At 61.6% G+C, this 24,769-nt stretch carries 26 protein-coding genes, 1 tRNA gene and 1 pseudogene; 15 read left to right on the top strand and 13 right to left on the bottom strand.

Annotation, left to right across the window (positions count from 1 at the left end; translation table 11 throughout):
• Positions 1–206: 206 nt before the first annotated feature.
• The 7 genes from RFM41_RS11300 to RFM41_RS11270 all read left to right on the top strand — a co-directional run bounded on the left by RFM41_RS11300 (position 207) and on the right by RFM41_RS11270 (position 7,306).
• Positions 207–2,663, top strand: a complete 2,457-nt coding sequence (locus tag RFM41_RS11300; protein ID WP_320245285.1) for a penicillin-binding protein 1A — start codon at positions 207–209, stop codon at positions 2,661–2,663.
• 127 nt (positions 2,664–2,790) lie between these two features.
• Positions 2,791–3,922, top strand: a protein-coding gene (gene prfB / locus RFM41_RS11295) for a peptide chain release factor 2 (RefSeq protein ID WP_320245284.1) whose coding sequence is annotated in 2 segments (ribosomal slippage) — positions 2,791–2,856 and positions 2,858–3,922 — 1,131 coding nt in all. Because the reading frame shifts where the segments join, the coding sequence is not laid out codon by codon here.
• Between the two features lie 30 nt (positions 3,923–3,952).
• Positions 3,953–4,357, top strand: coding sequence for a GFA family protein (locus RFM41_RS11290; protein WP_320245283.1), 405 nt, complete (start codon positions 3,953–3,955; stop codon positions 4,355–4,357).
• Positions 4,358–4,659: 302 nt separating this feature from the next.
• Positions 4,660–5,037 carry a hypothetical protein gene (locus tag RFM41_RS11285; protein ID WP_320245489.1) on the top strand — a complete coding sequence of 126 codons (378 nt, stop codon included), beginning with the start codon at positions 4,660–4,662 and terminating at the stop codon, positions 5,035–5,037.
• Between the two features lie 253 nt (positions 5,038–5,290).
• On the top strand, positions 5,291–5,659 hold the full coding sequence (locus RFM41_RS11280) for a GFA family protein (RefSeq protein WP_320245282.1): 369 nt from the start codon (positions 5,291–5,293) through the stop codon (positions 5,657–5,659).
• Positions 5,660–5,795: 136 nt separating this feature from the next.
• Entirely contained in the window at positions 5,796–6,446 is a 651-nt protein-coding gene (locus RFM41_RS11275; RefSeq protein WP_112129995.1) for a YiaD family glycine zipper/OmpA-like lipoprotein, read from the top strand.
• Positions 6,447–6,697: 251 nt separating this feature from the next.
• Positions 6,698–7,306 carry a hypothetical protein gene (locus RFM41_RS11270; protein WP_320245281.1) on the top strand — a complete coding sequence of 203 codons (609 nt, stop codon included), beginning with the start codon at positions 6,698–6,700 and terminating at the stop codon, positions 7,304–7,306.
• Positions 7,307–7,387: 81 nt separating this feature from the next.
• Here the strand turns inward: RFM41_RS11270 and RFM41_RS11265 are convergent, their stop codons facing one another.
• The 7 genes from RFM41_RS11265 to RFM41_RS11235 form a co-directional block, all read right to left on the bottom strand.
• On the bottom strand, positions 7,388–8,932 hold the full coding sequence (locus tag RFM41_RS11265) for a DEAD/DEAH box helicase (RefSeq protein WP_320245280.1): 1,545 nt from the start codon (positions 8,930–8,932) through the stop codon (positions 7,388–7,390).
• Positions 8,933–9,203: 271 nt separating this feature from the next.
• Positions 9,204–9,977: an NAD kinase gene (locus tag RFM41_RS11260; RefSeq protein WP_320245279.1), complete on the bottom strand. Its 774-nt coding sequence runs from the start codon at positions 9,975–9,977 to the stop codon at positions 9,204–9,206.
• Positions 9,978–10,407: 430 nt separating this feature from the next.
• On the bottom strand, positions 10,408–11,166 hold the full coding sequence (locus RFM41_RS11255) for an MBL fold metallo-hydrolase (protein ID WP_320245278.1): 759 nt from the start codon (positions 11,164–11,166) through the stop codon (positions 10,408–10,410).
• 3 nt (positions 11,167–11,169) lie between these two features.
• Positions 11,170–12,234, bottom strand: a complete 1,065-nt coding sequence (locus tag RFM41_RS11250; protein WP_320245277.1) for an ABC transporter ATP-binding protein — start codon at positions 12,232–12,234, stop codon at positions 11,170–11,172.
• Positions 12,231–13,013 carry an ABC transporter permease gene (locus RFM41_RS11245; protein WP_320245276.1) on the bottom strand — a complete coding sequence of 261 codons (783 nt, stop codon included), beginning with the start codon at positions 13,011–13,013 and terminating at the stop codon, positions 12,231–12,233. Before RFM41_RS11245 ends, RFM41_RS11250 begins: the two co-directional genes overlap by 4 nt.
• Before the next feature lie 2 nt (positions 13,014–13,015).
• Positions 13,016–13,861, bottom strand: coding sequence for an ABC transporter permease (locus RFM41_RS11240; RefSeq protein WP_320245275.1), 846 nt, complete (start codon positions 13,859–13,861; stop codon positions 13,016–13,018).
• Positions 13,862–13,869: 8 nt separating this feature from the next.
• Positions 13,870–14,952 carry a polyamine ABC transporter substrate-binding protein gene (locus RFM41_RS11235; RefSeq protein WP_320245274.1) on the bottom strand — a complete coding sequence of 361 codons (1,083 nt, stop codon included), beginning with the start codon at positions 14,950–14,952 and terminating at the stop codon, positions 13,870–13,872.
• 93 nt (positions 14,953–15,045) lie between these two features.
• Between RFM41_RS11235 and RFM41_RS11230 the strand changes: the two genes are divergently transcribed.
• Positions 15,046–15,660 carry a TetR/AcrR family transcriptional regulator gene (locus RFM41_RS11230; protein ID WP_320245273.1) on the top strand — a complete coding sequence of 205 codons (615 nt, stop codon included), beginning with the start codon at positions 15,046–15,048 and terminating at the stop codon, positions 15,658–15,660.
• A 58-nt stretch (positions 15,661–15,718) separates the two neighbouring features.
• Here RFM41_RS11230 and RFM41_RS11225 read toward each other — a convergent pair whose 3' ends face one another.
• Entirely contained in the window at positions 15,719–16,720 is a 1,002-nt protein-coding gene (locus RFM41_RS11225; protein ID WP_320245272.1) for a DUF262 domain-containing protein, read from the bottom strand.
• Positions 16,721–16,863: 143 nt separating this feature from the next.
• Between RFM41_RS11225 and RFM41_RS11220 the strand changes: the two genes are divergently transcribed.
• Both RFM41_RS11220 and RFM41_RS11215 read left to right on the top strand, forming a co-directional pair.
• Positions 16,864–17,142, top strand: coding sequence for a CopG family ribbon-helix-helix protein (locus RFM41_RS11220; protein WP_320245271.1), 279 nt, complete (start codon positions 16,864–16,866; stop codon positions 17,140–17,142).
• A complete protein-coding gene (locus RFM41_RS11215; protein WP_320245270.1) occupies positions 17,142–17,486 on the top strand; it encodes a type II toxin-antitoxin system RelE/ParE family toxin in 345 nt (114 codons plus the stop codon). The genes RFM41_RS11220 and RFM41_RS11215 overlap by 1 nt, the downstream gene beginning before the upstream one ends.
• Positions 17,487–17,766: 280 nt before the next feature.
• Here RFM41_RS11215 and RFM41_RS11210 read toward each other — a convergent pair.
• From RFM41_RS11210 to RFM41_RS11200, 3 genes and pseudogenes are all read right to left on the bottom strand, one after another.
• A pseudogene (locus RFM41_RS11210) lies at positions 17,767–18,706 on the bottom strand (IS1595 family transposase); the annotation flags it as partial.
• 112 nt (positions 18,707–18,818) lie between these two features.
• Positions 18,819–19,466, bottom strand: a complete 648-nt coding sequence (locus tag RFM41_RS11205) for a hypothetical protein (protein WP_320245269.1) — start codon at positions 19,464–19,466, stop codon at positions 18,819–18,821.
• A gap of 129 nt (positions 19,467–19,595) precedes the next feature.
• Positions 19,596–19,671: transfer RNA gene (locus RFM41_RS11200), tRNA-Thr, on the bottom strand.
• 150 nt (positions 19,672–19,821) lie between these two features.
• Between RFM41_RS11200 and RFM41_RS11195 the strand changes: the two genes are divergently transcribed.
• From RFM41_RS11195 to RFM41_RS11185, 3 genes are all read left to right on the top strand, one after another.
• Positions 19,822–19,989 carry a hypothetical protein gene (locus RFM41_RS11195; RefSeq protein ID WP_320245268.1) on the top strand — a complete coding sequence of 56 codons (168 nt, stop codon included), beginning with the start codon at positions 19,822–19,824 and terminating at the stop codon, positions 19,987–19,989.
• A 177-nt stretch (positions 19,990–20,166) separates the two neighbouring features.
• Positions 20,167–20,364, top strand: a complete 198-nt coding sequence (locus tag RFM41_RS11190; protein ID WP_320245267.1) for a hypothetical protein — start codon at positions 20,167–20,169, stop codon at positions 20,362–20,364.
• 202 nt (positions 20,365–20,566) lie between these two features.
• Positions 20,567–20,881, top strand: a complete 315-nt coding sequence (locus RFM41_RS11185) for a BA14K family protein (protein ID WP_320245266.1) — start codon at positions 20,567–20,569, stop codon at positions 20,879–20,881.
• A 123-nt stretch (positions 20,882–21,004) separates the two neighbouring features.
• On the opposite strand, the gene RFM41_RS11180 is transcribed toward RFM41_RS11185, so the two are convergent.
• Complete coding sequence (locus tag RFM41_RS11180; RefSeq protein WP_320245265.1) at positions 21,005–21,469, bottom strand: hypothetical protein; 465 nt, start codon at positions 21,467–21,469, stop codon at positions 21,005–21,007.
• A gap of 112 nt (positions 21,470–21,581) precedes the next feature.
• Between RFM41_RS11180 and RFM41_RS11175 the strand changes: the two genes are divergently transcribed.
• On the top strand, positions 21,582–21,941 hold the full coding sequence (locus RFM41_RS11175) for a hypothetical protein (RefSeq protein ID WP_041006281.1): 360 nt from the start codon (positions 21,582–21,584) through the stop codon (positions 21,939–21,941).
• Here RFM41_RS11175 and bhcR read toward each other — a convergent pair whose 3' ends face one another.
• Positions 21,942–22,763 carry an HTH-type transcriptional regulator BhcR gene (bhcR, locus tag RFM41_RS11170; RefSeq protein ID WP_320245264.1) on the bottom strand — a complete coding sequence of 274 codons (822 nt, stop codon included), beginning with the start codon at positions 22,761–22,763 and terminating at the stop codon, positions 21,942–21,944.
• A 203-nt stretch (positions 22,764–22,966) separates the two neighbouring features.
• On the opposite strand from bhcR, the gene gcl reads away from it, so the two are divergent.
• Positions 22,967–24,748, top strand: coding sequence for a glyoxylate carboligase (gene gcl / locus RFM41_RS11165; protein WP_320245263.1), 1,782 nt, complete (start codon positions 22,967–22,969; stop codon positions 24,746–24,748).
• Positions 24,749–24,769: the final 21 nt, after the last annotated feature.

The raw sequence follows: 24,769 nt of genomic DNA, 5'->3' as shown, positions 1-24,769 counted from the left end.
CCGGATGACTACAACCACAAGCAGCGTTGCATGAGGACAACACCCGGCGTTATTATTGGGCAACCGAGTCCTCAAATTTCGCGCTGCCGTATTTTGTCCACATGGTGGCGACATGGGTTTTCGATTGCGGATTGGGACCGCCCCGGGAAGCTTGCGCGACTGCCGGCTTCGTTTAGGAAATTCCCGAACCTCGGACTGGAGCGGGCATGATTCGTCTCATCGGCTATTTCTTTGGCATCGGCACGACGCTGGCGCTGCTGGTGGCGGGCGGCCTGGCCATCTACATCAGCCATCTGACAAAGGACCTGCCCGACTACGAGGTGCTTGCCAAATACGAGCCGCCGGTGACGACGCGCATTCACGCATCGGACGGCTCGCTGATGGCCGAATATGCGCGCGAGCGGCGCCTGTACCTGCCGATCCAGGCGATCCCGGACCGCGTCAAGGCCGCCTTCATGTCGGCAGAGGACAAGAATTTCTACAACCACCCCGGCATCGACATCACCGGTCTCGGCCGCGCGATTGTCGTCAACCTGCAGAATTTCGGCTCGGGCAGGCGCCAGGTCGGCGCCTCGACGATCACGCAGCAGGTGGCGAAGAACTTCCTGCTCACCTCCGACCAGACGTACGAGCGCAAGATCAAGGAAATGATCCTGGCCTTCCGCATCGAGCAGGCCTATTCAAAGGACCGCATCCTCGAGCTCTATCTGAACGAAATCTTCTTCGGCTTCGGCGCCTACGGCGTCGCAGGCGCCGCGCTGACCTATTTCGACAAGTCGGTCAACGAGCTTACCGTTGCGGAGGCCGCCTATCTGGCCTCGCTGCCGAAAGGTCCGAACAACTACCATCCGTTCAAACATGCCGACCGCGCTCTGGAGCGCCGCAACTGGGTCATCGACCAGATGGTCGCGAACGGTTACGTCACCCATGACGAAGGCGAGAAGGCCAAGGCCGAACCGCTTGGCGTGACGCCGCGCCGCAACGGCTCCTACCTGTTCGCCGGCGAGTACTTCACCGAGGAAGTCCGCCGCCAGATCATCTCCCGCTATGGCGAGAATGCGCTTTACGAGGGCGGCCTGTCGGTGCGCACCACGCTCGATCCGAAGATCCAGCTCATCGCCCGCAAGGCGATGCAGAACGGCCTGCTCAAATACGACATGCTGCGCGGCTATCGCGGTCCTGTGAAGCATATCGACATCTCCGGCGACTGGGGCGTGCCGCTCGGCAACGTCAAGGGTCTCGAGGACGTGCCGGAATGGACGCTTGCCGTCGTGCTCGACAGTTCGGCAAGCGGCCTCACCATCGGCATCCAGCCGACGCGGCAGATTTCCGGCGATCTGGTCAAGGAACGTGTCCAGGGGACGGTCAGCAAGGAAGACATGGGCTTTGCCATGCGCCACTTCGTCAACGGCAAGTCCGTCAGGGCGAAGTCTCCGGCGGAGGTGCTGGAGCCCGGCGACGTGATCTTCGTGCAGAAGAATGAAGGTTCCGACAACACCTACATGCTGCGCCAGGCGCCGGAGGTCGAGGGCGGCCTTGTCGCCATGGATCCGCATACCGGCCGCGTGCTCGCCATGGTCGGCGGCTTCTCCTACGCCCAGTCGGAGTTCAACCGCGCAACCCAGGCGATGCGCCAGCCCGGCTCCTCGTTCAAGCCGATCGTCTATTCGGCGGCGCTCGACAACGGCTACACGCCGGCCTCGGTGATCATGGACGGTCCGATCACCATCCAGAGCGGCAACACCACCTGGACGCCGAAGAACTATGACGGCACGGTCGCGGGCCCGGCCACCCTGCGCTCCGGCATCGAGAAGTCGCGCAACCTTATGACGGTGCGGCTCGCCAACGACATGGGCATGAAGCTGGTCGTGGAATATGCCGAGCGCTTCGGCGTCTACGATCATCTGGCGCCCTATCTGCCGATGGCGCTGGGTTCCGGCGAGACGACCGTCATGCGCATGGTGTCGGCCTATTCGATCATGGCCAATGGCGGCAAGTCGATCAAACCGTCGCTGATCGACCGCATCCAGGACCGCTACGGCAAGACGGTATTCAAGCAGGATGAGCGCGGCTGCGAAGGCTGCAATGCCACCGAATGGAAGAACCAGCCCGAGCCGGAGCTGGTCGACAATTCCGAGCAGGTGCTCGACCCGATGACGGCCTATCAGATCACCTCGATGATGGAAGGCGTGGTCCAGCGCGGCACCGGCGCCACCATCGGTGAGCTCGGCCGCCACATCGCCGGCAAGACCGGCACGACCAATGACGAGAAGGACGCCTGGTTCATCGGCTTCACGCCGAACCTCGTCGTCGGCCTCTATATGGGATTCGACACGCCGAAAGGCCTTGGCAAGGGTGCGACAGGCGGCGGCCTGGCGGCGCCGATCTTCAAGGATTTCATGCGCGTTGCGCTCGACGGCAAGCCGAACACCGACTTCCAGGTTCCGGACGGCATGAAGCTGATCGCCATCAACCGCAAGACCGGCATGCGCGCCGCCGAAGGTGCGCCTGACACCATCATTGAGGCCTTCAAGCCTGGAACCGGCCCGGCCGACAGCTATTGGGTGATCGGCATGGGCGCCGACGGCTCCAACGGCTCCGGCGGCGCGCTGTCGCCGCAGGCGAACCAGGCCATCCAGGACGGCGGCGGCGGCCTCTACTGACCTCCTGCATTCCGGAATGGGCCGGCGAGAAACCGCCGGCCCATTTCGCTTTACAGGCGGCGATGCCGTGCCTATGTATCGCGCCTATTCCGAAAAGACCGAAAAGAACAGGACCGAACGAAGAGCCATGCGCGCGGAAACGCTCAACATTGTCGACGAAATCAGGCAGGCGATAACCCTGCTGAGGAGGCATCTTTGACTGGGATCAGGCTGTAAAGCGGCTTGAGTACCTGAATTCGCGCGCCGAGGATTCCAGCCTCTGGAATGATCCGATCGAAGCGCAGAAGCTGATGCGGGAGCGCCAGGAGCTTGAGGACGGTATCGCCGCCGTCAAGGGGCTGACCCAGGCGCTGGAAGACAATATCGGGCTGATCGAGCTTGGCGAGGAAGAGGGCGACGACGGTATCATCGCCGAGGCAGAGGCGGCGCTGCGTTCGATGCAGGGCGAGGCCAAGGCCCGCCAGGTCGAGACGCTGCTCTCCGGCGAAGCCGACGCCAACGACACCTATCTGGAAATCCATGCCGGCGCCGGCGGCACCGAAAGCCAGGACTGGGCCTCGATGCTCCTGCGCATGTATACGCGCTGGGCCGAGCGCCGCCGTTTCAAGGTCGAGGTGCTGGAAGTCCACGACGGCGAAGAGGCGGGCATCAAGTCCGCGACCGTGTTGATCAAGGGCCACAACGCCTATGGCTGGCTGAAGACCGAGTCCGGCGTCCACCGCCTGGTGCGCATCTCGCCCTACGACAGCAACGCGCGGCGCCACACGTCCTTCGCCAGCGTCTGGGTCTATCCGGTCATCGATGATTCGATCGAGATCAATGTTTCCGAAGCCGACGTGCGCATCGACACCTATCGTTCCTCGGGTTCGGGTGGCCAGCACGTCAACACCACCGATTCCGCCGTGCGCATCACCCATCTCGCGACCGGCATTGCGGTCGCCTGCCAGGCCGAGCGCTCGCAGCACAAGAACCGCGCCAAGGCATGGGAAATGCTGCGCTCGCGCCTTTACGAGGAAGAGCTGAAGAAGCGCGAGGCAGTCGCCAACGCCACGGAGGCGTCGAAGAGCGATATCGGCTGGGGCCACCAGATCCGCTCCTACGTGCTGCAGCCCTATCAGCTCGTGAAGGATCTGCGCACGGGCGTCGAAAGCACCTCGCCGTCAAGCGTGCTCGATGGCGACCTCGACGAATTCATGGAAGCCTCGCTCTCGCATCGCATCGAGGGCGGTGCCGGCGAAGCGGTGGCGGACCTCGACTAGGATCTCCGGCGCTGCACGACGGAGGAGCCGGTGACGCGTAAACTGACGGGAAAATGCTTCTGCGGCACCGTCCGCTATGAGGTGGCGGACGAATTCGTTTACGCCGCCAACTGCCATTGCTCGAACTGCCGGCGCACGACCGGGGCGGCGTTCAAACCCTTCGCCGGCATCGAGCGCGGCAAGTTCCGTCTCACCGCCGGCGACGACAGACTGCTGATCTTCGGCGACGAGAGCGGCCATGACGCCCATTGCGGCCGGTGCGGCTCGCTCGTCTATTCATTGGTCCGCGATGGCGCCTATGTCCATGTCGCCATGGGGACGTTGATGGACGATCCAGGCATTCGCCCGAGCGCACATATCTTCGTCGGTTCAAAGGCGCCGTGGTTCACGATTACAGACGATCTGCCGCAATATCGTGAACATGTCGACGGCTGAAGGCCGGAACTTCCGTGAGCTGAACTTCGTTCTTAGGCACCCTGGGCGCAGGCCTGTCGTTTGGTTCTACCAGCCAAGCCTGCGCATCTTTCCGTCGCCGAAGCTTGAGGCTCGGCGCGTCGCCACGGCGCGTCCCACTTCTTGCGCTGGCTATGGAATCAGCTCAGCATTCGGGCCGGGGGATAGAAGCATTTATGGCCGGACGCGGCATAACTGCGACTGACGATCCGGCCACTGGGAAGGAAGAAAACGTTCCGGGAACGGGCAAGCGACAACGCTTGATGCTCGAAAGGAACGCTTCGATGTCTGCTGCCATATCAAGATCGGCCCGAGCCGTTCGACCGGCTGGCCGACTTTTGTTCTCCCTGTTCGCGATTGGGATGATCGCGGCGCTGGCGCCGCCGGCCACCGCGCACGATGCTCAACCCACGGCGGCCATGCCGCAAGGCTGGAAATACCCCTTTGCCTGCTGCGCCAACTTCGATTGCAAGGAGGTGCCGCAGTCGTCGATCAGCGAGCGGCCCGAAGGCTATGTCATAAAGGGCACGGGCGAGGTGGTGGCCTATAGCGACAAGCGGATCAAGAATTCGCCCGATGGCGAATACCACTGGTGCGCGCATCAGGCTGGGCTCGACGCCGGCAAGACCATCTGCCTGTTCGTGCCGCCGCCCTCTTACTAAAGCATGTCTCCCGAAAGTGGGAACCGGTTTCGGGATAAAGACATGCGTAGAATCAGAAACCTAAAGCGCATGGAGCGAATCTGAAAGATCGCGACGCGCTCTAGGGCTAGCGCTCGGACCAGACGTGAGGTCCTCGTACCGCGGGCGGGGAGGCTACCGCCGCTGCTGACAGACGGTTGTCAGGATCGCTTCTTTATGTTGCCCTGCTGCCAGGGGAATCCGGCTTGGCGGCGGACAACGGAGAGGTGATTTGATGACGATCAAGGGAAGCTGCCATTGCAAGGCGACAACCTTCGAGGTTGCCGAGACACCGCGGACGGTGACGCAGTGCACATGCTCGTTCTGCTCGAAGCGAGGGTCGCTATGGGCCTATTATGTGCCGTCGCAATTCAAGCTGACGAGCCCACCGGAGAACGTCTCCTTCTATCGCTGGGGTTCGAAGACCGTGAAGCATGGTTTCTGCGCCATTTGCGGTTGCGGCACCTTCACCGAAACGCCTGACTGGTCGACCGGGAAGCCGGATTTCGACAATCCGAAGATCAGCGTCAATTCGCGCTTGTTCGACGATTTCGACCTGGACAAGGTCGAGGTTGTGGTCATCGACGGCAAGAATTTGTGGTAGAGGCGAAGCGGGAACGGCCACCGGGTTTTGCGGCCGCATTCCCGTTCCGTTTTTCGCCGCATTTCATGCTACAAGGCTGCGGAAGGGCTGATTTGGCGTGGCCGCAAGGGCCGCGAATTGGAGAGGGACCAATCTTATGAAGAAGACCGTGCTCGTCGTCGTGGCGACGGCTGTGCTGGTGAGCGCCTGCACCACCACCGATCCGTATACCGGCGACCAGAAGATTTCCAACACGGCGGCCGGTGCCGGCCTCGGCGCGCTGGCAGGCGCCAGCCTTGGTCTGCTCGCCGGCGGCAATGACCGCCGCAACGCCTTGATCGGCGCCGGCATCGGCGCTCTCGCCGGCGGCGCGATCGGCGCGACCATGGACCAGAACGAGGCCGAGCTTCGCCGCCAGCTGCAGGGCACCGGCGTCAGCGTCACCCGCAGCGGCGACCAGATCATCCTCAACATGCCGTCCGACATCACCTTCAATGTCGACCAGGACGCGGTGAAGCCGGGCTTCTATCCGGTGCTGAATTCGGTCGCGCTGGTGCTCAAGAAGTTCCGCCAGACCACGGTGGACGTGTTCGGCCACACCGATTCGACCGGCAGCGACCAGCACAATTTCGATCTGTCGCAGCGGCGCGCGCTTGCCGTCGCCAATTATCTTGCCGGCCAGGGCGTCGATCAGCGCCGCTTCGCCGTCACCGGTTTCGGCAAGACGCGCCCGATCGCATCCAATGCGACGGCCCAGGGCCGCGAACAGAACCGGCGCGTCGAAATCCAGCTGTCGCCACTCACCTGAGAGAAATCGCGCCAGCAGCGCAGTTCCATCAAAGCAAAACGGCCCCTCTCGGGGCCGTTTTTTATTGCCTGTCCAAAATGGGTCAAAGGTCCTAGGACATTAGCTTTTTCTAATTGATACTTTTCCGGAGCCTGCGAAAAGACTACCATCCCGCTGTTCCAGAGGGGATGGGGCGGTTAAATCGGCCGCGCAATCAGCATTCTGCCGCCTCGGTCTTGCACGGCCAGATCACGGGAATCTGGGAGGAATGCATGACAAGAACAGCTCGCCTTGGGCGCTGCGGCGTCCTCGTTTTGACTGGCGTTTTGGGCGCATGGCTCGGAGCCGCCACGGCTCGGGCCGAGGATGCCAACAAGGCCGATATTGAGGCCCTGAAGAAATCACTGGCCAAATATGAAGATTATACCGCCGCCGTCCGCGATCTCTATTTGTCGACTGTCGGCTGCGTCCATTACGCTGGCGAGAAGATAGCCGGCGCGATGTATTATCCGAAGGGCGCCATGGGCATCCATTTCGTCAACGTGCCGAGCGTCGGCAAGCCGCTCGACCCCATGAAGCCCAATGTCCTGATCTACGAGCCGACCAAGAAAGGCCTGAAGCTGGTTGGCGTGGAATGGCTGGTGCCGCTGACGCCGGACACCAAGGAAGTTCCGACGCTGTTCGGCCAGAAATTCATGGGGCCGATGGAAGGGCACTACCCGCTCATTCCGAGGGAGTTCGTCCACTATGACCTGCATGCCTGGCTGTTCAGGGACAATCCGAACGGGATGTTCAGCCCGACCAACCCGAAAGTGACGTGCAGCAGGGCCGATTTCCCGATGCTGGAGAAGCCGACCAAGATGATGCCGGGTCCTATGTAGGGCAGGGCGCGCCGGGCGGCGCGAAAAAAGAAACGGCCCCGTTCGGGGCCGTTTTCATATCTGCCTATTCCTGCCCGGAGCTCAGACTTTCGCGACGATCCGCATGAAGGCTGGCACGTCGTCGCCGAAGCCGACGGTCGCGTCGTCCTCCTCCTGACGGTGGCGGCCGGGGCGGTCGCGCTGCGGCCGGGCGTCGCCGCGCTGCTCGTGACGATTGCTAGAGCCCTTGCGCTCGTTCTCGGAACGGATCGCGTCCTTGCGGGCGCGGCGTTCGGCGATGTCGGCCACTTCGGCGACAGGCTGCTCGTCGCGCGTGGTCTCGGGCACGTCGTCGCGCTTGGCGTGACGGTCCTTCCTGCTGCGCTCGCCCCGGTCCTTACGGTCCTCGTCCTTGCGGCCGGCCCGGCGCGGCGCGCCGCGGCCACGGCGCGGCGCATCCTCGCCCTCGCTCTCGGTCACGGTCGACAGGTCGCCGTCATGCCATTCGATCTTGGTGCCGATCAGCCTCTCGATGGCGTCGACATATTTGGTGTCGGAGCGGGTGGCGATGGTGAAGGACTTGCCGGCGCGGCCGGCGCGGCCGGTGCGGCCGATGCGGTGGACATAGTCCTCGGCATGGATCGGCACATCGTAGTTGAAGACGTGGCTGACATCGGGGATGTCGAGGCCGCGGGCGGCGACGTCGGAGGCGACGAGATAGCGCAGCTTGCCGTCGCGGAAATTGTTGAGCATCTGCATGCGCGCCCGCTGGTCCATGTCGCCATGCAGCGCGCCGGCGTCGAAATCATGCTTCAACAGCGAGCGGAACAGCTCCGACACCTCGACCTTGCGGTTGCAGAAGATGATGGCGTTCTTCAGGTCGGTGTCTTCGGCCTTGATCAGATTGCGCAGCGTCTCGCGCTTTTCCCAAGGCTTCGTGCCGGACTTCACCAGCCGCTGCGTGATGCTGGTCGCGGTGGAGGCGGCTTTCGAGACCTCGACGCGCACCGGCGCATGCAGGAACTTCTCGGTGAGCTTGGTGATCTCCGGCGGCATCGTCGCCGAGAAGAACAGCGTCTGGCGCGTGAACGGGATCATCTCACAGATGCGCTCGATGTCGGGAATGAAGCCCATGTCGAGCATGCGGTCGGCCTCGTCGATGACGAGGATCTCGACGCCGTTGAGCAGGAGCTTGCCGCGCTCGCGGTGGTCGAGCAGCCGGCCAGGCGTCGCGATCAGCACATCGGCGCCGCGCTCGAGCTTCTTGTCCTGCTCGTCGAAGGAGACGCCGCCGATCAGAAGCGCGATGTTGAGCTTGTGGTTCTTGCCGTATTTGATGAAGTTTTCCTCGACCTGCGCGGCGAGCTCACGCGTCGGCTCGAGGATCAGCGTGCGCGGCATGCGGGCTCGCGCCCGGCCCTTTTCCAGTCGCGTCAGCATGGGCAGCACGAAGGAAGCGGTCTTGCCGGTTCCGGTCTGAGCGATGCCCAGCACATCCTTGCCGAGCAGCGCATGCGGGATGGCGCCGGCCTGGATCGGAGTCGGCTTGGTATAGCCGGCATCTGAGACTGCGGAGAGGACCTTCGGCGAAAGGCCAAGGTCTGAGAATGTCAACGCTTCTTGAGCGGTCTGAGTGTCTGCGGACAAGTGGTGGCTGTCTTTGGCTGGTTCGGAGAAAATCGCAACACGCGTTGCGGCAGGCGCCGCGCGCCTGCAAGATCGCGGTTGCAGTTAGGCGCAAGTCCGCGATTTGTCAACAGAAACAGCCGGGAATCCGGCGATTGTGAGGACGTAACCTTAATCGCGATGCTTAAAGCAGGCTATGTGCTTTAAATCTCTGCTCGATGCATGTCGTTCTTCCAAAACCGCTGCGCACTTTGGGCGACATGATTGACCGAAACAATATCCTTGCGCCGGCTCAGTAGCGGAACTGCTCGGCAAGGATGCGTTCGTTCCAGGAATGGTTCGGATCGAACAGCAAAGTTGCTGTTGCCGTCGGTGATTCCCGGACCGTGACGGAGGCCACCGCCTTGACCTCGGTGTGGTCGGCGGCCGCATTCACCGGGCGTTTTTCGGCTTCCAGAATGTCGAAGCGCACCGTCGCCTTGTTGGACAGCAGCGCGCCGCGCCAGCGGCGTGGCCGGAAGGGACTGACCGGCGTCAGCGCCAGCAGCGGCGCGTCGAGCGGCAGGATCGGCCCGTGCGCCGACAGATTGTAGGCGGTGGAGCCGGCGGGCGTCGCGATCATCACGCCGTCGCAGTTCAGTTCCTCCAGCCGCACCTGGCCATCGACGGTGATGCGGATCTTCGCCGTCTGGTAGGATTGGCGCCAGAGCGCCACCTCGTTGATGGCCGGCGCCGAAACGGACTCGCCGTCATGCGTCTCGGCGACCATCTCCAGCGGCCTGATCGTCTCGGAGACCGCGTTGGCAATGCGTTCATCGAGGCCACCGGCGCGATATTCGTTCATCAGGAAGCCGATGGTGCCACGGTTCATGCCGTAGACCTTCTTGCCCGTGCTCATCGTCTCGCGCAGCGTCTGCAGAAGAAAACCGTCGCCGCCGAGCGCAATGATGATCTCGGCTTCCGCGACAGGCACCTGGCCATAGCGCGCCGACAGGCTTTCCAGCGCCGCGCGTGCGTCGTCGGTGTCGGAAGAAACGAAGGCGAAACGGCTGGCGGCTTTGCTCATGGCTCCCGGAGGGCGACCGTCTGCGGGGCCGCGCCGGCGACGGCGTAGCATGCGCCGCCCATATCTGTGAAGGGCGCTGCGCCGGCTGGCGGATCACACCAGTCAATCGCGCTTCGTGACAGGCGCGACATGAATGTGAAGGCCGCTATGGTTAAGACTAGGCTTAAACACTCGTAAAGCCGGCTCGATCATGTTAGCCGACAGTGGATGGGTTAGCGGGGGCTGGCCAGTCGAGAGACCTGTCTATTGCCGGTAACGCGTCTGATCATAGTCTTCCTGATGATGGGAAGTTTCGCGCTGATGTTCGCTGAACTCGTGCGTCATTCGGAAGAGATGAGCCAGCGGCCGCAGCCGACGGCTTCCCGTTGCGGCGACGCCACGGGAACACCTTGCCCGCAAAGGGCGCTGTAGGCCCCGCTTTTCCGCTCGCTCAGCCACCTTGCAGGTGACAGCCCGGCTTGTGCCTGCCCGCGACATATTCGTCGATGAGTTGCCGGTAGCGCACCTTGCCGAAGCTCGGAAAATGACCGCCATGCACGACCGAGACGTCGAGCCCGCGCATGGCAAGCAATGTCTCGACATAGTCCTTGACGTCGGAGTGGTAGACGTCGTCGATCAGTGGCCCGTCATAGATGATGTCGCCGGACAAGAGGATCCCCGTCTTTTTCTCGTAAAGCGCGATGCCGCCCGGCGAATGTCCAGGCGTGTGGATGACCTCGAAGGCGCGGTCGCCGAGATCGACGACGTCGCCATGCTCGAGCAGCCGGCCGGCCGGCGCGGGCAGGATGCGGTAGCGCGCCGTGTTCCAGCCCTCCGGCGCGCCGTCGAACATCTCTTCGTTGGCGTAACGGTCCGCCACCGTCCATTCGTTGCGCGGATCGGCAAGGATTGCCGCTTCGGCCGCATGCACGCAGCGATCGGGGAATTCGTGGTGGCAGCCGATATGGTCGAAATGCGTGTGGCTGGCCACGCAGGTAAGCTCGCGCTCGCTCACCAGCGGCACGTGGCTTTGCAGGCTGAAATGGCCGAGGCCGGTGTCGAACAGCAGGTCGCGATCGCGCCCGCGCACATGCCAGATGTTGCAGCGGAAGAACGGCTTTATCCACGGCTCATGGATGAGCGTGATGTCGTCGCCCATGCGGATGGTCTCGTACCAGTCCGGAGCCTCGATGACCGGAAGCGTGCTCATGGATCATTCCGCCAGCAGGATGATGTCTTGAGCGTGGCATGAAACCGCGGTTGTGTCGCCTGCTTGAACGGCGGCCGACGCCGGTGCCTTGGCGATGAATTGCAACGCAGGATCCAGCGTGGAGGCGGCCAGCACGCGCTTGAAGCTGCCTTGGAAGACGACATCGCCGACCTTGGCCATGCCCAGCACGACATCGCCCTTCGCCTCACCGAGGACCAGGTGCTCGGGCCGGATGGCGAGCGCGACCATGGCGCCGGCAGGCGATGCGCCGGGCAGCGAAATCGACCCCACCGCGGTCGAGGCCGTGACGATGCCGTTCCTCGTCTCAGTCACTGTGCCGGGAAGGACCGTGCTCTCGCCCATGAAGGTGGCGGAAAAGCGCGTCGCCGGCCGCGCATAGACGCGCTCGGGCGGCCCTTCGTCCTCGATGCGGCCGTCATTCATCACCACGCAGTGGTCGGCCAGTGCCATCGCTTCTTCCTGGTCGTGCGTGACATGGATGAAGGCGGTGCCGACGCGCTTCTGGATCGCCTTCAGCTCGTCCTGCATCTGCCGGCGCAATTTGAGATCCAGCGCGCCGAGCGGCTCGTCAAGCAAAAGCACCGCCGGCTCGATGACCAGGGCGCGGGCCAGCGCCACGCGCTGGCGCTGGCCGCCGGAAAGCTGATGCGGTTTCTTGTCGAAGGCGGCTGCCAGCCCGACGAGGGCCAGCGCCTCGCGCGCCTTGGCTGCCCGGGTCGCGCCGTCGACGCCCTGCATGCGCAACCCGAAGCCGACATTGCCGCCGACGCTCATATGCGGAAACAGCGCATAGTCCTGGAACACGGTGGTCGTCGGGCGCTTGGCCGGCGGCACGGCGGTGCAATCCGCGCCGCGGATGAACACTTTGCCCTCGCTGGGCGTGACGAAGCCGCCGAGGATCGAAAGCAGCGTCGTCTTGCCGGAGCCGGACGGCCCGAGCAGGATCGTGTAGCTGCCGGGTTCGATGGCGAGCGAAACATTCTTCAGCACTGGGAGATGGCCGAAGCGGTGCGAGACGTTGCGGATGTCGACGAGGGGCGCGCTCATGCCGGCTTTCTCCGCAACAGCGTCAGTTCGAAAAACACCACCAGGACGATGGAGACGGCGAAGACCAGCGAGCCGACGGCATTGGTCTTGGGGTTGAGGCCGGAACGCAGCAGGTTCCAGATCTCCACGGGCAGCGTCGTCTCGAAGCGGGTGAGCAGGAAGGAGATGACGAACTCGTCCCAGGAGAAAGTCATCGACAGGAAGAAGCCGGCGAAGATCGCCGGCGCCATCACCGGCACGGTGATCATCAAGAGCACCTTCCACTCGGCGGCGCCGAGATCGCGCGCGGCGCGCTCGATGTTGATCTGGTGGTCGCCCATCTGGCTGTAGATGATGGCGAAGCAGAGCGGCAGGTTGATCACCACATGGCCGATGCCGGCCGCAAGCAGCGATTTCGGCACGCCGGCCCAGTTGAACAGCACCAGCAGGCCCATGCCGATGATCAGGTAGCTGACGGTGAGCGGCAGCGTGATCAGCCCGCGCAGGATGGCCGAGCCCGGCAGCACGAAGCGCGCGAAACCCCAGGCGGAAAGAAAGCCGAGCGTGACGGAAGCGAGCGAGGAGAGCACCGCCACCAGCAGCGAATTGACCAGCGCCGATGTCAGCCGCGTGTCGGAGAGAACGGCCTGGTACCAGCGCAGCGACGGGCCGGTGAAGGGCGGGATCGGGAAGGAGGTGGCCTGCAGCGAGAACAGCACCAGCACGACCACCGGCAGGAAGATGAAGCCGTAGATGGCGATGGCATAGGTCCAGGCGGCGAGGCGGATAGCGGCGCGCATCGTCAGGCCCGCTCGATCTTCAGCCAGCGGGCGCAGGCGAGATAGGCGATGGTCACCACTGCCATCAGGATGATCGACAGCGCCGAGGCAAGCGGAAAATCACCGCGCCGGCCGATCTGCATCATCACGAGCTGCGGCATGACCAGCTCATTGTTGCCGCCAAGGATCTGCGGCGTGATGTAGTCGCCGATGCAGAGCACGAAGGTGAGGAAGGCGCCGACCATGATGCCGGGCAAGGTGAGCGGCAGCACGACATGCAGGAAGGTGCGCACCGGCCCGGCGCCGAGATCGGCCGCCGCCTTGCGGTAGCTCGGGCTGAGCTGCTTGAGATTGGCGAAGATCGTCAGCGTCAGCAGCATGACGAAGAAATGCACGAAGCCGGTGACGGTGGCGAAACGCGTGTTGGCAAGCTGCAGCGGCTCGCCGATGAGGCCGATGCCGGTCAGCGCCCGGTTGATGACGCCGTTCTGCGCCAGCACCAGCAGCCAGGAATAGGAGCGCACGACATAGGACGTCCAGAACGGCAGCACGGCCAGCATCAGCGCCAGCCGCTGCCAGCGTTCCGGCACCATCTCGGCAAGAATCCAGGCAAAGGGATAGGCGAGCAGGATCGAGATCACGGTGACGATCGCCGTGACCTCAAGCGAGTTCACCATCGCCCGCCAGTAGGACGGGTCGGTGAAGAATTGGCTGTAATTGGCTAAAGTGAAGCCGCCGCCTTCATGCGCCGTGAGGCTGGAAAACCCCATGGCGATGAAGGGCAGCACGAAGAACGCGCATGTCCACGCCAGCGCCGGCGTGACCAGCGCCCAGGGCAGGGCACGCTTGTCGTTTCCCGCAATACTCATTGGCCGATTTACTGCGCCTGCAGCATCTCGGTCCACATGTCCTGCATCTTCTTGTCGAGATCGGCGTTAGGCGCCGGATAGGCCTGGGCGCGGGCGAGGAAGCCCGGCTGCTCGTCGAAGCGCAGGATCTTCTTCTGCTCGTCGGTCAGCGCCGCCTTCTTGTTCGACGGCATGCCCCAGTAGCAGGAGGAGGTCGCAAGCCGCGCCTGGCCTTCAGGGCTCAGGATGTACTGGATGAATTTCAGCGCCATGTCCTTGTTCTTGGAATCCTTGAACATGGCAAGCGACTGCGACCACAGCACAGCACCCTCCTTCGGGATAGAGAAGTCGAGCGCAGGGTTTTCCTTGGCAAGGCCGGCCGTCACCCATTCGCCACCGCCGACCAGGATATCCACCTCGCCGGTGGCCAGAGCGGTCTGGCTGGCGGTGACTTCGCCGACCAGCTTGGCGTTGGCCTTCATCTTGAGCAGCTCGGCCTTGAGGGCAGGGAGATCGGCCTCGGTGAGGTCGGCGGTCTTCTTGCCGATGGCCAAAGCAGCCATGCCGATCACCGGCAGGTAATAGTCGTAGATAGCGACCTTGCCCTTGTATTTGTCGTTGGTGAGAGAAGCCAGCGACTGCATGTCTGCGGGATCGACCTTGGTCTTGTTGAAACCGATCGTGTTGTAGCCGAACTTTTCGGTGATGCCGTAGCGCTTGCCGTCGACCACGGTGGACTTGTCCATCTTCACTTCCGGGAAGAGGTCGGCGAAGGGCAGCTTGTCTTCCGGAAGCGGCTCGAACAGGCCTTTCTCGACGCCGCGCGGCACGTCGATGCTGTCGATCACCATCACGTCCCAGTCGCCGGGCTGCGACTGCTCGACGATCGCCAGGCCCGCGCCAGTGCCCTCGAATTCCTTGACGTTGACCTTGACGTTGTTGGCCTGCTCGAAGGGCTGCAGCAGCGCCGGATCGGAATGGTCGCACCAGATCAGCGCGTTGAGATCGGCCGCCTGGGCGCCGCCCGCCGCGAGCAGCAGCGCCGCGGCCGCGCAAGCGGCTGAAAGATGAGACTTCAGGGTGGAAAGCGGAGTCCGGGCGTTGATGGTCATCGAGTGTTCTCCCTGCCTTGCTGGCTTGTTGGAAGAAAAGTTGAACCAATTCTAAAATTGAGTCAATTATGATTTTGTGGCAGAGAGGCCGATATGAGCGGATTGCGCGAACGGCAGAAGGCGGACCGGCACCGCCGCATCATCGATGCGGCGACAGCGCTGTTCCGCGAGGCCGGCTATGAAGGCGCCAAGATCGAGGCGATCGCGGCGCAAGCCGCGGTCTCGATCGGCACCATCTACAATTACTACCAGAACAAGGGCGACATCCTTGGCGCCATCGTCTCGCTGGAAGTCAACGAGGTGCTCAATGCCGGGCGAGGGGTGGTCGCCAGCCCGCCGGCCAATGTCGGCGATGCGCTGGACACGCTGATCGGCATCTATATCGAGCACTCGCTGAATTATCTCAGCAAGGAGATGTGGCGCCAGGCGATGGCGATCTCGACGCAATTGCCCGACAGCCCTTTCGGCCAGGCCTACACGGCGCTCGACCGGGACCTGACCGAGCAGATAAGCGCCCTGATCGCGCGCCTTCAGCAGATCGGCCTTGTGCGGTCAGACATCGACGGGCCAACGGTGGGCGAGCTGATCTTCAACAACATGAACATGATGTTCATCGAGTTCGTGAAGCGCGACGAGGCGAAGATACCGGAATTGCGGGCGGCAATACGGCGGCAGAACAGGGTGCTGGTGGCGGCGATCGGGGTGTGAGGAACGAGGCTTTGTCTCTCAACCTCACTTGCGTCGCGACGGCCTGACGGTGCCTGCCTCAGATAATTGGCTCTATTGCTTTGAGCAGTTCAATTCTTCGCGTACGACGACGAGCTAAGTCCGACGCCGCGCGTTCCACGGCGGCGCAATAATCCTTGATCGATTTACTCATATTTGCATTTCCATCTGGATCCCGCAAGTATAGATCAACGTTCTCCGAAAATTTTGTCAAAGCTTCTCCCAAGGATGCTCTCACGTCGCTTGCAAGCGGGAACTCGGGTGACCATTCAGCTAGAAGCAAAAATAGAGTATAAAAATCCGACTTCTTGCGCCACCTTGTCTTGTTAACGTTAGGAATTATCTTTATAATTTCAAGTAAAGTTGACGTAAAAGCCTTTTCCATTCGTCTCCTATCTGGGAATTCGTTCTCATAAGCCTCATACCATCTGTCGAGACTCTCCTTTTTATTCTGAAGACCATGCAAATAACCTACCGCGAGTTCGCTGACATATTCAATGTCTAGCATGCGGCGTACGTCGTTAGGTGTGAATAGTCCCACTTCTGACCAGCCTTCATTGTCAGATATTTTCTCTACCGATTCGATAAATTCCCCCCAGTACGTGGCATGCCTTAGCTCCTGTCTATTCAGTGCGACAACGTGTCGATTTAGTCGACTGAATATGGCTCTCAACTCGATGTCGGGGATGTCGGGGAGAAGCCGAACGACGAAATTATAATTGTATATGTTCTTCTTCTCTTCCTCACTGAGGTCATCAAAATACATATCTGCCCAGTCTGGGCTATCCTTGGCGTACATGGGAAACTCGCCACGTATGAAGTCCAGACAGGCGCGCACTCGCTGTTGGCCATCGACAATCACGTATACGTCGTTCCCCTTCGCATCCGTGTATTCCTGCATATAGAGTTCAGGAATTGGAAAGCCGCGTAAAATGGTATCAATTAAATATGACTTTTGCCGCTCGGTCCACACCGGGTTTCGCTGAAACGGAGGCTTCAATTGAAGCTCTTCGGCCTGATAGCGTTTGCTTAACCAAGCCACGTTGTGCGTTGTTGATGGCTTATCCCGTTAGCTCCGGGACCACAACATATAGGTAGCCCTTCGGCGGCCAAGATCCGGCAAAACCTTGACCCACGTCATCCGCTGGGATACGGTGCATCACACCGGATGACAGAGAGGTTCTGATGCCGATCGAAGACAAGACACAAATCTCGATTCGAGTTCCCGTGGCAATGCTGGCCGATTTTGATCGTATCGCCCATGCGTTGGATCGTGACCGCACCTGGGTGATGCTGCGCGCGTTCAAGTCGTATCTTGATGGGGAAGGCGGGCAACTGCTTGAGGAGATTCAGGGCATCGAGGAACTTGAAGCGGGCCAGGCTGTCGATTTCGACGAGGTTATGGATAAGGCGGACGCGATCATTGCGGCGGCCCGCAACAAGCGTCAAGCCAGGGTCGGCTGATGCCTGAACGCATTGCGGGCATGACGCGGCAGGCCGAAAAGCGTTTCCTGAAAGGCATTGCCTACATCGCCGAGCGCAATCCTCCAGCGGCGGAAAAGATCGTCAGAAAGATGAGGGAACTGAGGGAGCGTCTGGCAGATTTCCCCAATATCGGAGTACGAGGCGACATTCCGGGAACCAGAAGGGTGGTGCTCAGGCCATTTGTTCTAACGGTGCGCAAGGGCAGGAACGGGGTGGAGATCGCCGCGGTTCGCCATGCCAAGCAGGGGGACGCTTATGCACCGTCGGAGGCCCTGGACGAAGAGAGAGTCGAGGAGGAGCTCCCGTCTGAACCCAAGCCGTGACCGGGCCCTTAGTGCGTCGCGTAAACGAACGCAGTGCGTTCTTTCGCCAGCACTGGCCGGGCTGGCCTGCGCTTCCGGTATTCGCGACGCTTGCGAGGCTCGATGTCGACGATCTTCCTCGCCTCCTTTTTTCGCATCCCGGCTTTTGCCAGGGCGACGAAGAGGCGAAGCTTGTCCTCACTTGATCGAGGGCGCAGCCGCAGCCACTTCTTGACGATGTAGAGGAACCTGTTTGCGATGAGGTCTTCGTAGGGACGTGGTCCCGACGCCATGCCGAGTCCGAGGAGCCGGTCGAAGGATGATCGGTAGTGGCGGCGGCGGTTGAAGCGGTAGACGAATTCCTGGAGGTAGATGTTGGCGTGGTCGGGCCGGAGCCCATGATACACGCCCATGGCCCAGCGCTTCAGGTTCGAGAACACGCGGTGGATCTGCCTGAGGATATGGTGCGCCTGCACGTATTTCGGCAGCACGTTCTCGTCGTGAAGACGGCCGGGAATCCGCCGATAGGCCGTGTTGCCGTCGGTCATGATGATCGAGCCTTCGCACGTGTTTCGCAGCACGAACGGGTGGAGTTCCGCCCGGCCCCACCCCTCGACCACCTCGAGCCGGATGCGGCCCATCCTGCCGTCGTCGAGGCATTCCACGGCTCCGGCGATGACGATCTTCCCGACCTTGCTCCGGCCGCGGCCGTCATCGATCGGGTCGGTCTTGCGGCGGAACGGCATCTCGGTCTCGTCGACCTGCACGACCTCGCCTTCGCCGCCGAGGGGTTCCCGATTGGGGTCGACCATCGCCCTCCGCAGCTTGTGCAGCAGGAGCCATGCGGTCTTGTAGGAGCCGATCCCGAGCTTGCCCTGAAGCTGCAGCGCGGAGATTCCGTTCGAGTGCGTCGTCACGAGGTGGGCTGCGAGGAACCAGGTTCTCAGCGGCAGATGCGTCTTGTGCATGACGGTGCCAGCGATGACCGAGGTCTGCTTGCGGCAGCGGACCAGTTCCCCGTCTTTGCTGGCAAGCTCGCCCGAGCACTCCCAGACCCAAGGTTTGCCCCTCAGCTTCCAGCCCTTGCGGCAGCCGCAGTCGGGGCAGACGAAGCCATCCGGCCACCGTTTCTTCGCCAGATAGGCAGCGCACGACCAGTCGTCCGGAAACATCGCCTGGAACTGCTCCAGCGACGGCGGACGGTCGTTCTTCCAGCGGAAAACCTGCTGATGGGCGGCCATGCGTCGCCGCCTAGCACGGCAGGGGAGGCGACGCGAACGCAACCACTAGATATGGTTAAACCGGAGCTAGAGGGATAAGCCATCGTTGTTGTGTTAAGGAGGTTTTTTTCCATTATTTTTCCATGAGCGTAGACAGTAGGGTCTCAAGGCCGTTCATATGATATGACCTTAGAGATTCGTAGTCGCGATAGAGTCTGATCTTGATGTCTCTCTCTTCGGTGGGTTTTTCTGCAGACATTAGAGACGTTGCTTCTGTCCATTGTCGAACAAAGGGAAGATAGCCAAGGACCTTATCAGTCGCGATGCATCCCCAGTATATGTATTTACTTCTATGATCCTTTATTGCCTCTCTATCCTTTGCTTTACGAACGTCGGGCAATTTGGTCGCGCGTAGAGCCCTCCATGCAACAGAAAAGTGGTAATCAGAAACAACCGCCACGTCGATATCAGATGTTTCTGAGAAAACTTTAAAATCTTTGTAAGGATTAAGGCTAAATCCTACCGCACCACTACCAATTATAGTAATGTTCAAAGGGTCTATTTCAATAAGATTTGCAAGCTTGCGTTTCCAGACCCTGTATAGCTCACGATCGTCGCCAAATACGAATGGTACCCGGTCCATCAGGTAAGTGGCGACCGCCGCGTCGATGCCATCTTTTACTATGGACGCTTTGAACGCGGATAGCGTAGCGTTCTTTACCATATTGGTCGTCCCCCCATCCGGACAGTAGAACCTCAGGTGCGGTGCGGCAAGGCCCATCAGTCATATTGAAGTCCCGCAACTCGGCTTTCGGAGATTCCGCGCAGAGACACGTTCTGATTGGTGACATTCCCGTCACCCCCGCTCTGGAAGGGGCGGTGCAATGCACATTGTCGGTTGTAGCGATTCTGGTGCCCCCGGCAGGGATCGAACCCGCGACCTTCGGTTTACAAAACCGCTGCTCTACCAGCTGAGCTACAAGGGCACGGCGCTCCGGTAGCACATTTCGTGCGCCAGTAAAGACAAAACTCCGTTTTGGGTTGCTAATGGACCGCCGCGGCGACCGGCATCCTGAAATTCGTTGCGCCGCTTCCTACATGCTGTCCAGGTGCAATCGCATCGAACGGGGTGCCGCATGATCAGATTCGTCATCATCCTGCCGCTCATCGTCGTGACCTGGCTTCTGCTGGTGAAAATCATCAGCGACCTGAAGAAGGCCAATATCGACTGGACCGGCGTCGCCACCTTCGTCGGCTTCATCGTGCTCGCCTTCTGGCTGAGACATGTCACGGGGATGGGGTGAAAGAGTGAGTAGTGAGTAGGGCGGTAGTCAGTAGGGTGGTTCGGCCGGTGCAGCGTTCACTACCGACTACTCACTAATCCCTACTCACTCAAAAACCTTCGAACCTTTTGCCGCTTCGCCACGACTGACCTCCTGAGAGGCGAATGGTCGCCTCGATCAAGGATCCAGGAGATCATCATGTTGAAGCGTACCCTTACGTCCGGCCTCGTCGCCGTCTTCGTCGCCACCGGCGCGCTCGTCGCCACGGTTGAAACATCCTCGGCGCATGGTCATCATCACCATCATCACCACCACAATCATCACGGCAAGCCCTGGTGGTGGCACAACCATCATCACAAGCATCACCACCACGGCAAGGTGATCATCTTCCTCTGACGAGAAGACCATTTGTCTTCAAAGGGCGGCCTCGGGCCGCCCTTTTTTGCGTTCAGGCGATCGGCAGCCGCAGGCGGGGAGAAAGGCCGGAAAAATTGCCGGCGAAAAAATCTGAAAAAATCTTCGAACCTTTTTCAGAGCCGCGACGACCCATGATCAAGAGGCGGATGGTTCGCCTCTCCATTGAAACAAGGAGATCGTCATGTTCAAGCGCACCATCGTTTCCGGCCTCGTCGCCACCACCGTCGCAGCCACTATGCTGGCCGGCACCGTTCAGCCTTCTGCGGCTCATCCGCTGCATCACCACCACAATGGCCTCGGCATCGGCATTGCCGCCGGCGTCGGCGGCTTCGTCCTCGGCAGCCTGCTCGCCCAGCAGCAGCCCCGCACCGTCTATGTCGAGGACGACGGCTACGACTCGATCCACGTCCGCCGCTGCTACGCTCGCTACGCCAGCTACGACGAGCGCACCGACACCTATATGACCTACGACGGCCCGCGCTATTGCAGGCTCTAGGAGGGGGCAAGATCAACGACAGGAAAGAGGGGCTGCACGCGGCCCCTTTTCTTGCGTTTCGAGCATTGCGCGTCCGCCTGATCGGCTTGATTTGAAGCGGACAATGGTCCTGCCTCGACCCATTCAGGAATTGGGCTTCAGTTCCGGCAACGGCAATCCTGCCGCCTTGCAGGCGCCGCTGACTGAAACGTCGTTCATCGCGACGAGTTCGAAGCTGTTTCCGGCATCGGGATGGATCTTGCCGATGAAGGGCTCGTTGCCGCCGGGAGAGCCCTTGTCATCGACAGAGCCGCACACCACGATCTCGTGGCGGCCGTTCAAACTGCGCTCGCCGGCAAGCATCGTTCCGAACTTTGCGGCGAGAGGGTTCTTCAAGTGCTGGCGGACGCCGGCGGTGATGATCTCTTCCATTGCCAGCGAGATCGGAACGGGATCGACCAGCGGGTTGCCGCTGGGGCCAGCGATGGGCTTGACCGGCGGCGGTGCCGCCGCCACGCATCCGCAAAGTGAAGCGGCGGATAGGAGGTAAATTGTTTTCCGCATCCGTGCCCTTTCGCATGCATTCCGATGCTGCGGCAAGACGGTCAATTCCGGCCTTCGGCCTGGCCGCGGCCGGTCGGTTCCCGCCGGGCAACCAGCGATGTACAGCGATTTTGCAAGCGTTTAGTCTGGCTTCGGCGCCAATTGAGGGGAGGGTGGCATGGACGAGCAGGATCCCAAGGAAGAACGGGTCGAACCGGTTTTCCGCAACGGCACCATCACCATTGTCGGCATCCTGCTTGCGTTTTCGCTAGGCTTCATCACGCATTGGGCGGCCAACCCGATCCCGTGGCAGACCTACCATCTGATCGCCGTCCTGCCGATCCTGGTCGGAATTGCGCTGCAGATCCGGGCGCTTGCCATTCTGCTCGACATCAAATCGCTTCAGCGAAGCATCCATGACCGCGCCAGTCGGATATTCATCGCCGGCCTCATCTTGGCGGCCTGTGGCGTCGGGCTGGCCATCCTGCTCGATTTCTTCGACATATCGGCAAAGAGCGCATTGCCGGGCGCATCTTAGTCAGTACGCTTTCACGCCGCCGATCATCTTCGTCACCTCGACCGCGGCCTCGCGCACCAGCGGACCGATCTCGGCCAGGCGCTCCGCCGTGACCCGCACCGTCGGGCCGGATACCGAAACGCCGCCGATCGGCTCGCCATATTCGTTGAAGATGGCGGCGGCCACGCAGCGCATGCCGGGGTGGCGCTCCTCGTCGTCGACCGACCAGCCGCGATGCTTGATGGTGGCGAGATCATGGGCGAGCGCCGAGATGTCGGAAAGCGTCTTGTCGGTATAGCGCTGCAGGCCCGCCTTACGCAGGATCGCCGCCACCCGCTCGGGCTCGAGATGCGCCAGCACCGCCTTGCCGATGCCGGACGCATGGAAGGGGCTGCGCGTGCCCGGCCGGAAGAAGGCGCGGATCGCCTGATGCGTCTCGACCTGGCTGACGAAGACGACGCAATCGTCCTCGGCGACGCCGAGATTGGCGGTCTCGCCGGTTTTCTCCATCAATTCCTGCATGACGATGCGCGCACGGTCGACGAGCTTGCGCCGGCGCAGGAAGGCCGCGCCCATGCGGTAGGTCTCGACGCCGACGGACCAGAGCTGGTCGGTCGTATCGAACTCGACCATGCCGTGGTTCTGCAGCGTCGTCAGCATGCGATAGGCGGTGGAAGCGGCAATGCCGCTTTGCACCGCGATCTCGCTGAGCGACAGGCCGCTGGCCTCGGCGACGATCGCCAGAATCCGCAGCGCCCGGTCGAGCGACTGCACCGATGCCGCTTCGGATGGACCATTGAAGGCGCGCGGCCGGCCGCGCTGGCGTTTTTCCGTCGTTTCCATGGACGGTATTCTCGCCGATTTGTTTTCCGATGCAATGAAAAAGTTTTTCAGTTATCGTTGCACCGGATTTTCTGGAAAACGAAAAGTGAAGCGAAATCAGATCGTAACAGCCATTTTCTAGAAATGAAAAAATATTCTGAAAAAATTGAAAAATCGAAAGCGTGCTGTCATTGTCAAGCCAACCAACGAAATGGAGGCTTGTTATGGCCAGGATGCGCGCAGTCGATGCGGCGGTTCTCGTTCTCGAAAAGGAGGGCATCACCAATGCCTTCGGCGTACCCGGAGCGGCGATCAATCCGCTCTATTCGGCGCTGAAGGCGCGCGGCACCATCCGCCACGTGCTCGCACGCCATGTCGAGGGCGCCTCGCACATGGCCGAAGGTTTTACGCGCGCCAAAGCCGGCAATATCGGGCTCTGCATCGGTACCTCCGGCCCGGCCGGCACCGACATGATCACTGGCCTCTATTCGGCCTCGGCGGATTCTATTCCCATCCTCTGCATCACCGGGCAGGCGCCACGCGCTCGCCTCAACAAGGAGGATTTCCAGGCCGTCGACATCGCTTCGATCGCTTCGCCCGTCGCCAAATGGGCCGTCACCGTCATGGAACCTTATTTGGTGCCGATGGCGCTGCAGAAGGCATTCCACCTGATGCGCTCCTCGCGGCCAGGGCCTGTGCTGGTCGACCTGCCGCTCGACGTTCAGCTTGCCGAGATTGAGTTCGACATCGACGCCTATGAGCCGCTCGCTCCCTTCAAGCCGGCGATGACGCGCGCCCAGGCCGAGAAGGCGCTGGCGATGCTCAACCAGGCGGAAAAGCCGCTTATCGTCGCCGGCGGCGGCATAATCAACGCCGATGCTTCCGACCTTTTGATCGAGTTCGCCGAAGTCACCGGCGTGCCGGTCATCCCGACGTTGATGGGCTGGGGCGCGATCCCCGACGACCACCGGTTGATGGCCGGCATGTGCGGCCTGCAAACCTCACACCGCTACGGCAACGCCACGATGCTTGCCGCCGACTTCGTCTTCGGCATCGGCAACCGCTGGGCCAACCGCCACACCGGCTCGGTCGACGTCTACACCAAGGGCAAGAAATTCATCCATGTCGACATCGAGCCGACACAGATCGGCCGCGTCTTCGCGCCCGATCTCGGCCTCGTCTCGGATGCGGGCGCCGCGCTGAAGATCCTGCTCGACGTCGCCACCGAATGGCGCACGGCCGGCAAGCTGCGCGACTGGTCCGGCTGGGCGAAGGAATGCCAGCAGCGCAAGAAGACCATGAAGCGCAAGACGCATTTCGAGCAGGTGCCGCTGAAGCCGCAGCGCGTCTATGAGGAGATGAACAAGGCGTTTGCCCGCGACACCACCTATGTCACCACGATCGGCCTGTCGCAGATCGCCGGCGCGCAGTTCCTGCATGTCTACAAGCCGCGCAACTGGATCAATTGCGGCCAGGCCGGTCCTCTCGGCTGGACATTGCCGGCAGCGCTCGGCGTGCGCGCCGCCGATCCGGACCGCGATATCGTGGCACTTTCCGGCGACTATGATTTCCAGTTCATGATCGAAGAGCTGGCCGTCGGCGCGCAGCACAAGCTGCCTTACATCCATGTCGTCGTGAACAACGCCTATCTCGGCTTGATCCGCCAGGCGCAGCGCGGCTTTTCGATGGACTACGAGGTGAGCCTCGCCTTCGAGAACGTCAACCGTGCCGGTGATCCGGAGGCGGGCTACGGCGTCGATCATGTCGCCGTCGCCGAGGCGATGGGCTGCAAGGCGGTCCGCGTGCGCAAGCCCGAGGAATTCGCCGGTGCCTTCAAGGAGGCGCGACGGCTGATGAAGGAGCACCAGGTGCCGGTGGTGCTGGAATTCATCCTCGAGCGCGTCACCAACATTTCCATGGGCACGGAAATCGACAAGGTCACCGAATTCGAGGAACTTGCCGAACGCAACGAGGATGCGCCGACGGCCATCATGATGTTGGATTGAGCACAGGCGGAACGAAGGAGA

The organism is Mesorhizobium vachelliae (assembly GCF_033977325.1).
GTDB lineage: Bacteria > Pseudomonadota > Alphaproteobacteria > Rhizobiales > Rhizobiaceae > Mesorhizobium > Mesorhizobium vachelliae.
Note: the sequence above shows the minus strand (reverse complement) of the source record. Positions and strands in the feature narration are given on the sequence as shown.